Origin of the sequence: Mucilaginibacter sp. McL0603 (assembly GCF_049992945.1) — a bacterium.
In the GTDB taxonomy this organism is placed as follows: Bacteria; Bacteroidota; Bacteroidia; order Sphingobacteriales; family Sphingobacteriaceae; genus Mucilaginibacter.
In genome coordinates this window covers 2,819,001-2,833,148 of the sequence record NZ_CP188251.1, presented here as the reverse complement: position 1 = coordinate 2,833,148, position 14,148 = coordinate 2,819,001, and the positions used below count along the sequence as shown (strand labels likewise).

The window sequence follows — 14,148 nt, the reverse complement described above, 5'->3', positions numbered from 1 at the left end:
ATTTATTTTAATATTAGATTAACACCAAATGATATCTCCCTGGCACGCGGATAAATTTGCCTTGTATCAATACCTTGCGTACTGCTTGTTAGCGCTACAGCGGTATTTATATCAGGATCTACACCCTTATACTTTGTAAAAGTGTACAGGTTGTTACCTGCTATATAGAGATGTAATTTATCGATATACCTGTTATCTTTTAAATTTAAGTTATATCCTAATGTTGCACTTTGTATCTTCAGGAAAGATGTCCCTTGTAACCAAAAAGTAGATGGTTGTGAGGGGCTTTTAATTCCATACTGAGTAGCATCAGCCATTACTGCATAAGTACCTAATTTTTGTAAACTGGTATAGTCCATAGCTGCTTCGTTGAAAGCATGGCTACCGTACTGACCCCGCATGAAAATATTTAAATCAAATTGTTTGTAGGTAAATGAGTTGTTAATGGAATAAGTAAATTTAGGATCAGTAGAATAGAATTGCCTGTCCTGGGTGCTTCCATTATCAGCATAATTAAGCTGGCTTACATCAGTAGTTGCTGTTCTTGAGCCATCAGCGTTATATTTCCAAAATTGTTGTTGCCCGTCGGAAGTTAGGCCTGCGTATCCTGGTAATAATAAGGTACCTACCGGATAACCTACTTTTAAATAGGCGATATTTGATATGGCGCCGCTTATACCCAAACCAGAAGTGCTTCCCACTTGTGCCTGCGTAACATTGAATGTTGTATTATTCAACGTTCCTGAAAGGTTAAGAATCTTGTTGCGGTTAAGACCGAAGTTGATGCCCGGCGTCCATGAGAAATCAGAGTTGCTAACGGCCTTATAGTTCAAATTAAATTCGATACCTGTATTACTCATACTGCCTATGTTAGCCAATATTGTTGAAACAAAGTATTGACCACCCGTTGGTACAGTATACGGATATAACAAGTGGTTGGTTTTTTTGTAATACCAATCAAAACTACCGTTCAGTTTGCCGTTGAATAAACTAAAATCGGTTGCGATATCAGTACTGGTCACCACCTCCCATCTTAAAGCACTATTTTGATTTTGGATAGAAAAGTTAGCAGGAAGATATTTCCCTGTTGCACCATCGTAATATAGTTTAGATGTACCGTTAAGTACCAGGGGACCAAATAAGAACTGAGAGTTATAATCATTAATACCGGCCTGATCACCTACTGAACCGTAGCTGCCTCTAAGTTTTAATGAACTTATCCACTGCACACCTTTCATAAAATCTTCCTGACTGATTGTCCACGAAGCACCAAATGAAGGGAAAACACCTGATTGGTTATCTAATCCTAATTTGTTAGACCAGTCATACCTTAAGTTTGCAGTAAAGTTATACTTATCAGCAAAGTTGTATTCTGCTCTTCCAAAAAAAGACTTTAGTTTATACTGGCCTGCGTTAGAAGCTATATCTGCTGTTGATATACTATTTGCAGAACCAATATTTATTTCAGGCTGGTAGATATCATTAAAATCATGAGCGCCTACACGAAATTGTGAAAACGACTCAGTATAGTTTTCAGCACCTCCCAGTATGTTGATCCTGCTTTTGCCAAAAGTAGCTTTATAATTAGCGGTTGCACCGTAAGTTGAATTAGTATAATCCTGCTCTCCCTTGTCAACATCTCCATGGCCAGATAATTGCGGAGTGAACCCTAGCGGATCGCCTGTAGCATTAACAAGGCTTCCTACAGGGCTAAGGGCAGTCGCAGGTGGATAATAAATTAAAAAGGTACCTACTCCATGAGCTACACTAGCATAAGGACTAATGGTTAACCCTTTTGCCAAAGTATAATCCAGTTGTATTTTACCATTAAGACGATCATTGTATCGTTTATTATCTAAATACTTCAACTGTGGAACGGGGTTATTCTCCTGCGTATTATTAATGTATTGATAATAACCGGGATTAACAGGATCCATAACCTGTATTACCGAAGGAACGGCAGCAGCGTTAAGGAAAGCATTTTTATCAGTAATATTTGCGGAGGTATGTGAACCAGATGCATTGATCGTGATGAGCAATTTGTCATCCAAAGCTTTTTGATCGAAATTAAAACGACCGTTTAAATCCTTTCTATAGGAGTTTATGGCAATACCATCCTGATCGGTGTAAGTAGCTGAAGCTCTGTAATGGCTTTTTTCAGTCCCTCCCGATAGGGCGATGTTCTCATTATGCGTAAAACCAGTACGGGTTATCTCTTTAAACCAGTTGGTGTTAGCACCCTGGTCGCTTGTAGTTGTTGTACCAGTTGCCATTGCTTTACCATAAAAATCCTGATATGCGGCCAGGTATTGTGTTCTGTCCATAAAATTAGGAAGCTTCTCAGGAGACTCAGAACCTATATACGCATTGAAAGTAACTTGTGCTTTGCCAGCCTTGCCACTTTTAGTGGTAACCAGGATCACACCACCAGAGGCACGTGAACCATAAATAGCTGCAGCAGAAGCATCTTTTAAGATGTCAAAGGACTCTATATCGTTTGGCGATACGCTACGGATGTCTGCACCGGCAACTCCGTCGATCACATACAACGGATCATTACCACCAGATAGTGATACTGTACCTCTGATACGTACAACCGGGTTATCGTTTGGATCCCCACTATTTGTACTTATAACTACACCTGCTGCTTTACCCTGTAATTGTTGTAATGGGTTTGTAGTCATCCCCTGCACAAAATCAGCAGAGGAGACTTTGACAACGGCACCGGTTACATCTTTTTTACGTTGCGTACCGTAACCAACTACCAGTACTTCGTTGAGTGAGGTGCTTGAAGCATCTAATCCGATGTTTAATGGAGCACCGGTTAAGAGTACATCTTTTTTATTATAACCTACAAAAGACACGGAAATAGTTGTAACTGATGATGGTACTGTTAATTTGAAAAGACCATTGACATCAGTAACGGTTCCGGCTGTTGAGCCTTTTGCTACAATGGATACGCCTGGTATAGGCGAGCCATCTTTTGAATCAGTTACTTTACCTGTAACCACTACGTTTTGCGCCATAACGGGCATTGCAAATAAACATAATAGGAACATAAAGCAACTTACTTTGAGTAAATTTTTAAAATTCATAAAATTTGGGTTGAACGGTTTAATTGATTAGTTACTTAGCATTCTGTATCGTGTTATAAATATTTTGAGATATAAATATTCTTATATAACAGTTCTACACTCGCTGATCTGTTATGGAGGTATGTTATTCTTATCTTTCATTTGATTTATTTGGTTTATAATTTTTTTTAACAATAAAGTAAAATCCACCACTTGTAAATCCAAGTTATATGAAATTATAAAGCATCAAATTGTTAAACTGAAACAAATGATTGCATTGCACAAACAGTGCCGTTAAAAATATTATTTGGTTAATTGGTTATTTAGGGTAATTCCGATGCAATCTAAGTTACAACTTTATAAAATCTAAAGCAACTTTTTTAATTACATCTTATACCTATTACAAGCAAAGTAATAAATACGTTACAATAAAACATAGCTATTTTTATAGAATATAAACAAAAAAGGCTTATTATTTATTTAATATATTGACAATCAAGAAATTATAAATCAATGATTGCAAAAAAATATAAACTAAATTTAGCCTTTTAGGGTATTAATTTAACTCTTTCAGGTACTAATTTAACTAAAATTGATTTTCAAAAAGGATTGAAAAAGTGGCGGATAATGAAATAAGATGAATTAAAAGAGCATTAACATCAGGATTTGTTAAGCACTTCAACCGCCTTTATATCCATAATTTTATGATCAAATTGATCACTGGGAACAAGGGCCTTGGCTTTAATACGCATCTTATAAACATAAATTGTATTTACAGAATACTCCAGGATATTGGCAATAGTTTCGTTATCATTGATTCCCAGGCGCATAAGAGCAAATATGCGCAGATCTGTATTTAGTACTTCATTGTCTTTGGGCCATATTTGGTCTTCTTTTTTAAACAAAGAATTAAACGTGTTTATAAAATTGGGGAATATCTTAAGAAAGATGTGGTCAAACGTATAAAATAGGGTTTCTCTCTCTTTTTTTATATTAATTTCATTGACAGATAACAGTATATCATCGTATTTCTTTATTGATACTTTCCGCTCTACATTCCTTTTAAGCTTTTCAAGTTTTAATATATACCCGGATATTACATTGAAAAAGTAACCTATATACTCTTCTTTAATATGGGTATCTTCTATTAGCTTATCATTTATTTTTTCAAGCTGTACATTCTTTTCTTCTATCACCTTCTCCTTGACTTTCAGCCTTTTTAGTTGGATGAACACGATAAATGATACCAGTGATATTAATATAGCAACTACAGCAATCAACAAAAAATAAACCAGGAATTTATCTTTTTCTTTTTCAGTATTAATGTTTATTTGTGCCGCAATAACAGGCAAAACCGCCCCTATCTTTATTTTACGCAGTCTTGCTCCATAAAAATCGGCATCATCCATTGCTTGTTGTGTAAATGTATAAGCATCCTTTATATTTCCTTTCAGATACAACTCCTGACCTAATTTAAAAATAGCCAGAGTTTCTTTTGTTGATGATCGAATATCATTTATAGCTCCAGTGGCTAAAAGAGCCATTCTATCATCAGCATGCCCGGGCCCCAGATAGAACGAGCTTAAAGCCGTGGCTGACATTGCACGCTGATGCACTGTCAGATTATAGTGATCAAGGAGGTCAAGATAATATTGTGAGGGCGCTTCTGCATGCCCCGTTCTAATCTGCCTGTCTCCAAGATGCCTGAGCATGTCAAACGAATTTGGTTTGGATAAGGCTATAGCCGAATCTAAATACTTGACAGATTGAGCATTATCAAATGGTGTATAGTTTTTATCGCTATTGTATTCGGCCAGATCAGAATATGCACGTTCTTTCAATGAATAATACTCCAACCTGGAGCTGTCATTAAGCAAATGTGTGTTAATCTCGTTAAGGCTTTCAAATGTTTCCGTAAACATCCCAGAGGATAGTAAAAGAAAAGCAACCTTCATTTTGGTATCAGATTGTTTAGCTGCATTATTTGTTATTTTACTTATTGAAAGCAGCTTTTGCGTATAAACATAAGCTGAATCGAATTGATAAACTTTATACTCTTCATACAAATTTCCGCAAATATCATACTGTAAATTGTAATTTGTTTTGGGGGCGGCTTCTAATCTCGCTTTCAATTTCTTAATCCGTAGTTCTTTCTGATCGTCATATATTTTTTTCCTGGAAAGCTCGATCTTTAATTGATTTAAAAGACTATCTGTTTTTGCAGATGAGTAGCCTGTATATCCAAAAAATGACAAGAATAGGATTATAAAAAAAATTCTCATATCGAAATCGGTATTTTAGATGCCTAAATCTATACTTTAAAAATGAGTTTTATTTTAAAATGATAGAACTATTTGCATTTTTAATTATAAATATGTTTTTACAATTAGCGAAATTATTGTTGATATTTTTTGTTTATGAAAAAATATCGCGTTAACTTCTTAATTAGAAATTCTTTATACCTTGCTCTTGTTAAATTAATACCGGATTTTGTTAAATACTCCGTAACACAAACTTGGTATAAACAATTTCATAGCCATATATAACCATGAGAAGATTATTATTAACGCTATTTCTGTTAATCACTTTTGGCATTTCATATGCCCAGGTTCTAAGCCCAAGGCAATTGTTTCCGGGTTTATTTGAGGCTGTCCAGTTATCTGACATTTTCCCTGATAACAAGACCTTTGTTGACGCTACGCCAAAGCGCGATCCTGCACTTATCATGAAGGATTATTATGTCGTGAAAGATAAACCTGGTTTTGATTTAAAACAATTTGTAATCGATAATTTTATTATTCCGGGTGCAAATACCAATGTTTTCAAAAGCGATGTTTCACTTGGTATCCGTAAACATATTGACACATTATGGGAAGTGCTTTATCGTAAACATGATACTGTTTCTAAATACTCTTCTTTAATATCGCTGCCAAATGATTTTATAATACCTGGTGGGCGTTTTCGTGAAACTTATTATTGGGACTCATACTTTACAATGCTTGGTTTGCAGGAAAGCCATAAAACAAAGATCATTCAAAATATGATCGGCAATTTTGCCTATATGATCGATAAATACGGCTTTATACCTAATGGGACGCGTACTTATTATTTAACCCGCTCACAGCCTCCATTTTTTTCTATGATGCTTGATTTGCTTGCTAAAGATGAAGGCGAAAAAGTATTAATTCAATATCAGCCTGAACTTTTAAAAGAATATGGCTTCTGGATGAGTGGTTCCGAAAAATTAAAACCCGGGCAGGCGTACCGCATGGCTGTGCGAATGCAGGATGGTGAAATACTTAACCGTTATTGGGATGATTCGGATAAGCCGCGCGAAGAATCATTTAAGAAAGATGTAGATGCAGGCAAACAAACCAAACAAAAACTGGGCGATTTTTATCGTAATATTAGGGCAGCAGCTGAATCGGGATGGGATTTTAGTACCCGCTGGCTCGATACTACAGGCAAATTGGAAACGATACAAACGACTTTTATCATACCGGTTGACTTGAACTGCCTGATGTATCATCTGGAGCTTTCTATAGCAAAATCCTATCAGTTACAGGGTAACGGCAGTAAATATCGCTACTATTTAACCCAGGCTACACTTCGCAAAAAAGCAATAATGAAATATAGCTGGAGCGAAAAAGATGGTTGGTTTATGGATTATAACTGGAAACTTAAACATACAACACCTCATCAAACTCTGGCAGGTGTTTTTCCACTCAACTTTAATATAGCCGATACTAAGCAGGCAGCAAAGGTTGCAACAGCATTAAAAACAAAATTTTTAAAATCAGGCGGCCTGGTTACAACCATTAAACGGTCTGGCCAGCAATGGGATAGTCCGAATGCCTGGGCGCCATTACAGTATATGGCAATAGAAGGCCTGAACAAGTACAATTATTCAGGATTGGCACGGTCAATTGCTGATACCTGGATAAGTACCAATATAAGGGTATTCAATTCGACCGGCAAACTAATGGAAAAGTATAACGTGATCGATACCGACGTAAAAGCAGGCGGTGGAGAATATCCCCTTCAGGATGGGTTTGGGTGGACGAACGGTGTATTGCTTAACCTGCTTAACCGTTATCACATGGATAATTTATAGAGATATTTCCTTAGTTTGCAGGTACAGTAAATTTAAAACAGGTTCCTTTACCGGGTTCGCTGTCTATCATTATTGAGCCTCCGTGCTGAGAAACAAAGTCTTTTATTAAAGATATCCCAAGTCCGGTTCCCTGCTCCGAATCAGTACCCGGCGATGATAAATTGGAATTACCCATTATCTTATCCTGTATTTCTTTCGACATACCTACACCCGAGTCCTGAACACAGATCTCGACCATCGAATCCATTGTTTGTGCCGTCACTTTTACAGAACCACCACTTTGTGGGGTAAACTTAATAGCATTGGTAACTATATTTTGCAATATGGATCGAAGCATCAATGAATCTGCATTTACATAAACATTCTGAGGTATCTCGTTTTCCAGTTTTATTGATTTTTGAGTGGCATTTGCCTTTAGCAGTTCTAATGATTCGTCTATCCCCTTATAGAGTTGCAATTTCTCGGGATTAAAATTGGTCTTTTCGCGTTGTTTTTTAGCCCAGTCCACTAATTCATTTAGCTGATCCAATATTTTATTGGATGTTCTGTGAATAATGCCTGCTAACATTTTTAGTTCCTTAGGTGCGATATTATCTATATCATCATTCAGATTTTTAGAAGATAAGAGAAGAGAAGTCAGCGGATTTCTCAGGTCATGTGAGATAACCGAAAGAAATTTATCCTTTGATATATTCAGTGACTTTAATTCATTATTTAAATTTTCTAATTCAATGGTGCGTTCAGCAACTCTTCGTTCAAGGTCCTGGTTTAACAATACCAGGTCATTATTAATGACCTGTAATTTTTCTTCCTGCTGTCTTAAAAGCTGATTCTTCTTGTGTAATTCCGCAAAGATGGCAACCTTTGAACGTAGTATCTCAGGTTTAAACGGCTTCCTGATAAAATCAACTGCACCAGCTTTGTAGCCTTTAAACATTGCCTCTTCCTCATAATCATGAGCGGTTATAAAAATGATGGGGATAGATTTTAATTTATCGCGTTGGTAAATAAGTTCAGCAGTTTCATAGCCATCCATAGTAGGCATTTTCACATCCAGAAGTATCAGAGAAAACTCATCTTCCTTTAGTAATATCCTTAATGCCTCCGTTCCTGATGTAGCCTTAAAAAACTCATATCCATCATTTGCGAGAACAATCTCCATTGACATTAGATTGTTCTCATTATCATCTACCAAAAGTATTTTTACGCGTTTATTTGAAGCCATATGCTTTTTTTATCTATTAAACCGAGACCGGATATAATTTATTTTATAAGCCAAACACGCATTAACGATAATAGTTGATCAGTTTTTACAGGTTTGGTAATATAATCGGATGCGCCGGAAGCAATACATTTCTGCCTGTCACCGATCATTGCTTTAGCGGTAACCGCAATTATAGGCAAATTTTTATGTTTTGGTTCTTTACGAATAATCCTTATCGTTTCATAGCCATCCATTTCGGGCATCATGATATCCATCAAAACGATATCGATTTTTTTATCGCTATTTAAAACTTCAAGAGCTTCCCTCCCGCTTTCTGCAGTTATAACTTCAATATTTGAACGCTCAAAAACAGCGGTTAAAGCAAATAGGTTACGTACGTCATCATCCACCACCAGCACTCTTTTAGAATCAAGCACATCATTATTCACCCGAATGCCACCTATCAGATCAAGATTACGCTGGCTAATAAATTTCCTGTCAATATGCAATAAGGTCAATATTTCTTCGAGCAGATATGCATGTGATGCCGGTGTTTTGGTAATGATCTTATGATTTAATCTTTTTAGAAGAATAAGCTCATTTGACGTAAAGTCCCTGGCCGAGTGTAAAATAATGGTTGTTTGCGGCTGCTTTAAGGTGTTGATCTTATTAAGAAGATCCAGTCCATTAGCATCCGGCAACACAAAATCTAAAATTATACAATCAAATGCTTCCTTCTTTAAAAGAGAAAGACCCTTTTTGGCAGTAGCAGCAGTGAACACTTCAATATTATCACTCGACAAAAGGTCTGATAAACGCATTAGTTCACTTTCATTATCCTCGATAATGAGAATCTTTTTCCTGTTCTGTTCATGGAAACGAACTATTCCCGAGATCAGTTCATCAAGTGAGCTATTTGAAAGCGGTTTCAGATTAAAACTCCTGGCGCCTAATTTCGCGGCCAATGCTTTGTTTTCCTCTCCGGAAATCAGGTGGATCGGAATATGACGCAAATTCATATCACCCTTGAGTAGTTTAAGTAATTTCCAGCCATTGGATTCAGGCATATTCACATCTAATGTGATAGCTATGGGGTTATATTTTTGAATGTTATCAAATATTTCCAGATAGTTGATAGCTACCAGCACTTTAAGCCCAAAGTCATGAGCTTTATCAATTAGTATTTTAGTGAATCGAAGATCATCCTCGACAACTAATAATACTTTATCCTCCGCTGAAATATTATGCCTGTCGTCATCAATTATAAGTTCGGCACTATCAATTAAGTTAGATCTTAAATGTGGAACAGGAGGGTTTTCCTTAACCTGGTAATTTCTACGTGAATTTACTTCTTCATTATAGTTAAACGGCAAATACAAAGTAAATACGCTTCCTTTACCCAATTCGCTTCCTACAGTTATGGTTCCACCTAAAAGTTCAGCAAAACCTTTACTGATGGATAAACCTAAACCTGTACCGCCATATTTACGACTGGTAGAACCTTCTGCCTGTTGAAATGCTTCAAAAATAATCCCCTGTGTATTCTTCGAAATACCTATACCCGTATCAATGATCGAGAATGCTATCACGGAATCAGTATTAGTTAAAGGATTCTCATGATGAGCATCCGGTCTGAATATCTCCAGCTTCACGCCGCCTTTTTCTGTAAATTTAAAGGCATTGGATAACAGATTCTTTAATATCTGATTTAAACGCTGCATATCTGTTTCCAATATATCTGGAAGCCCCTCTTCCATAAGAATCTCAAATTTGAGATTCTTCGCTTCTGATATCGGTTTAAAGGTTGATTCGGCAAACGAAGCGATCTCCTTAAAATTAACCGGCATTACATCGGCTGAAATAACCCCTGATTCGATCTTGGAAAGATCCAGGATATCATTGATCAACTGGATCAGGTCATCCCCGCATGAATGAATTGTTTTTGCAAACATCCTTTGTTTTTCTGTCAGGTTGCCTTCCGGGTTTTCAAACAGCTGCTGTGCCAGTATCAATAAGCTGTTTAACGGCGTCCGCAACTCATGTGACATGTTGGCTAAGAACTCTGATTTGTATTTAGAAGTAAGAGTAAGCTGCTCTGCTTTTTCTTCTAGTGAACGCCCTTTATCATGCAGCTCATCGTTCGCCCTTCTTAATTCTTCCTGCTGTGCAGAAAGCTCACCGGCCAGTGACTGAGATTGTTTTAACAGCTCCTCTGTACGGGTATTTGTTTCGATGTTATTTAATACGATACCGATACTTTCAGTTAACTGATCCAAAAAGTCAATGTGCGTATCACTAAAACTGTCGAATGAAGCCAATTCGATAACCGCTTTTACATTGTTTTCAAAGAGCACAGGTAATATTACCAGATCAATTGGTGCTGCCGTACCTATACCCGAGCTGATCTGCAGGTATTCTGCAGGCACGTTAGATAACCTTATCCTTTCCTTATCTTTGGCGCACTGTCCCACTAGTCCTTCGCTCAATTCAAACTCCTGGTTAATGAGCTTACGATTCCTTTGCGCATATCCTGCAAATAATTTCAGTTTAGGCTCATCCAATATTTCGCGCTGCTCAAGGATATAAAATGCCCCATATCTTGCATTTACCAGTTCGGCCAACTCTGATAATACTTTGTTGGCCACCGCATTCCTATCGCGCTGACCCTGAAGCATCTGGGCAAATTTTGCAAGATTTGATTTTAGCCAATCCTGTTCATGGTTTCTTAGCGTAGTATCCTTCAGGTTAGCGATCATCTGGTTAATGGTATCCTTCAACGCTTCCAACTCCCCTTTTGCATCTACACGAATGGTACGGGTTAAGTCACCTTTTGTTACCGCTGATGCCACTTCAGATATTGAACGCACCTGTACCGTTAAGTTTTGCGCCAACTGATTTACGTTCTCTGTTAAGTCTTTCCAGGTTCCGGATGCACCAGGTACACTTGCTTGTCCACCTAAACGACCCTGCACACCTACTTCACGCGCTACAGTAGTTACTTCGTCCGCAAATACGGCCAGTGTATCAATCATTTCGTTGATCGTATCTGTTAATTGAGCTACTTCTCCCAACGCGTTAATAGATAAGCGTTGCTTTAGGTTTCCTTTAGCAATACCTGTAGCCACTTTTGCAATACCACGTATCTGTCCGGTTAGGTTGGATGCCATCTGGTTTACCGAGTCCGTCAAATCCTTCCAGGTTCCGCCTACACCCTTCACATGCGCTTGTCCGCCTAATTTTCCTTCTGTACCTACCTCACGGGCAACACGCGTTACTTCTGATGCAAATGAATTCAGCTGATCCACCATCGTATTAATGGTGTTCTTCAAGTCCATGATCTCACCCTTTACATCGATGATTACGGTTTTTGAAAGGTCACCGCTGGCCACCGCCTTGGTTACTTCGGCAATATTACGCACCTGCGAGGTTAAGTTACTCGACATTTGGTTTACCGAGTCCGTCAAGTCTTTCCATGTTCCTGCTACACCGGGCACGAATGCTTGTCCACCCAGGTTACCGTCAGTACCCACCTCACGTGCCACACGCGTTACTTCTGATGCAAAACCGCGCAACTGGTCAACCATCGTATTGATCGTTTCCTTTAACTGGAGGATCTCGCCGCGAACATCCACTGTGATTTTTTTAGATAAGTCGCCGTTTGCTATCGCGATGGATACATCCGCAATATTCCGGAGCTGTGCAGTAAGGTTACCGGCCATTTTATTTACGGAGTCGGTTAAGTCTTTCCATGTTCCGTCAACCCCCGGTACGTTAGCTTGCCCACCTAATCGCCCTTCTGAACCCACCTCACGTGCCACACGCGTTACTTCTGATGCAAAGCCGCGCAACTGATCCACCATTGTATTGATTGTATCCTTTAATTCCAGCAACTCACCTTTGGCATTTACAGTGATCTTTCGTGAAAGGTCACCCTTTGCCACCGCTGTTGTTACTTCGGCAATGTTACGTACCTGCGATGTCAGGTTATCCGCCATTTTATTTACCGAATCGGTTAAGTCTTTCCATGTACCACCTACACCCGGCACATTGGCCTGACCACCTAATTGCCCTTCTGAACCCACCTCACGGGCCACACGTGTTACTTCCGAACCGAATGAGTTGAGCTGATCCACCATCGTATTGATTGTGATCTTCAGCTCCAGCATTTCTCCCTGAACGTCAACCGTGATTTTTTTAGATAAGTCACCTTTGGCCACCGCAGTGGTTACCTCTGCTATATTACGTACCTGCCCGGTTAAGTTACCGGCCATCTGATTTACCGAATCTGTTAAGTCCTTCCATGTACCACCAACACCCGGCACATTTGCTTGTCCACCCAACTGCCCTTCTGAACCCACCTCACGGGCCACACGTGTTACTTCGAAAGAGAAAGAGTTCAGCTGATCCACCATCGTATTGATAGTGTTTTTCAGCTCCAAAAGTTCTCCCTTGGCATCTACTGTGATCTTTCGTGATAAGTCGCCTTTTGCTACCGCAGTGGTTACCCATGCTATATTACGCACCTGGTCTGTCAGGTTACTACCCATTTGATTTACCGAGTCGGTCAGATCTTTCCATACACCACCTACCCCCTTCACACGGGCCTGACCACCCAATTTACCTTCTGTACCTACTTCAAGCGCCACACGAGTTACTTCGGATGCGAATGAGTTGAGCTGATCCACCATCGTATTAATGGTCTTTTTCAGCTCGAGCATTTCTCCCTTTACGTCAACTGTGATTTTCTTGGAAAGGTCGCCATTTGCAACCGCCGTAGTCACACCTGCTATATTACGCACCTGCGAGGTTAAGTTACCCGCCATACGGTTTACCGAGTCTGTTAAGTCTTTCCACGTTCCTGCTACTCCCGGTACTTTCGCTTGTCCACCCAGCTTACCCTCCGTACCCACTTCGAGCGCCACACGTGTTACTTCTGATGAGAAGGAGTTCAACTGATCCACCATTGTATTAATGGTGTTTTTTAGTTCGAGTATTTCACCTTTTGCCTCTACCGTGATCTTCCGTGAAAGGTCTCCTTTTGCTACCGCTGTAGTAACCGCAGCCACGTTACGCACCTGCGCGGTTAGGTTACCCGCCATCTGGTTTACCGAATCTGTTAACTCGGCCCATACGCCTGCTACACCTTTAATTCTTGCTTGTTCACCCAATTTACCTTCTGAACCCACCTGACGTGCTACCCGGGTAACTTCCATCGAAAACAATTGAAGTTTGGAAAGCATTTGGTTAGATTCCTTAGCAATACGCAAAAACTCTCCTTTTAATGGATGTCCATTAATTTCTAAAGGAATATGTTTAGATAAATCTCCATTAGCAACAGAATTGATCATACCCGCAATTTCCAGTGTTGGAGATGTCAGGTCGGATATTAAGTTGTTTAATGAGGATACACAACCTGCCCAATCGCCCCTCGCATCATTTAGCTCGATCCTTTTTGATAGATTACCTTTTTTCCCGATCGTTTTTTCAGCCGAAGATATCTCGGCTACCAAACGCTCATTCATATCAATGATATCGTTCAATACTTCACATATTCGTCCGTTTATACCTGCCTGCGTTACCGGCATCCGGGTGTTGAGTTTCCCGTTTTTAACAAGGGAAAGAACCCTCAGTAATTCTTTCAAATCGAGGGAATCGGTATTAGGCGAGTCGGAGATTTCTGTTTGCTCAAGAAGTCCGTCTAAGATGTCATCTTTCATCAAGTAAAGTTTTCGGTAAATCAATATCTATTAGGCAAC

At 39.0% G+C, this 14,148-nt stretch carries 5 protein-coding genes; 1 reads left to right on the top strand and 4 read right to left on the bottom strand.

From position 1 onward, the window contains the following. Window positions 1-2 precede the first annotated feature (2 nt). Window positions 3-3,095, bottom strand: a complete 3,093-nt coding sequence (locus ACPPVU_RS13215) for a SusC/RagA family TonB-linked outer membrane protein (RefSeq protein ID WP_426666980.1) — start codon at window positions 3,093-3,095, stop codon at window positions 3-5. Between the two features lie 638 nt (window positions 3,096-3,733). Next, entirely contained in the window at window positions 3,734-5,356 is a 1,623-nt protein-coding gene (locus ACPPVU_RS13210; RefSeq protein ID WP_426666979.1) for a DUF6377 domain-containing protein, read from the bottom strand. Window positions 5,357-5,622: 266 nt separating this feature from the next. Here ACPPVU_RS13210 and treF point away from each other — a divergent pair, with 266 nt between their 5' ends. Further along, a complete protein-coding gene (treF, locus tag ACPPVU_RS13205) occupies window positions 5,623-7,188 on the top strand; it encodes an alpha,alpha-trehalase TreF (protein WP_426672177.1) in 1,566 nt (521 codons plus the stop codon). 10 nt (window positions 7,189-7,198) lie between these two features. Here treF and ACPPVU_RS13200 read toward each other — a convergent pair whose 3' ends face one another. Both ACPPVU_RS13200 and ACPPVU_RS13195 read right to left on the bottom strand, forming a co-directional pair. Beyond that, window positions 7,199-8,413 carry a hybrid sensor histidine kinase/response regulator gene (locus ACPPVU_RS13200; RefSeq protein WP_426672176.1) on the bottom strand — a complete coding sequence of 405 codons (1,215 nt, stop codon included), beginning with the start codon at window positions 8,411-8,413 and terminating at the stop codon, window positions 7,199-7,201. 38 nt (window positions 8,414-8,451) lie between these two features. Then, window positions 8,452-14,109 carry a HAMP domain-containing protein gene (locus tag ACPPVU_RS13195; RefSeq protein WP_426672175.1) on the bottom strand — a complete coding sequence of 1,886 codons (5,658 nt, stop codon included), beginning with the start codon at window positions 14,107-14,109 and terminating at the stop codon, window positions 8,452-8,454. Between the last annotated feature and the right edge of the window lie 39 nt (window positions 14,110-14,148).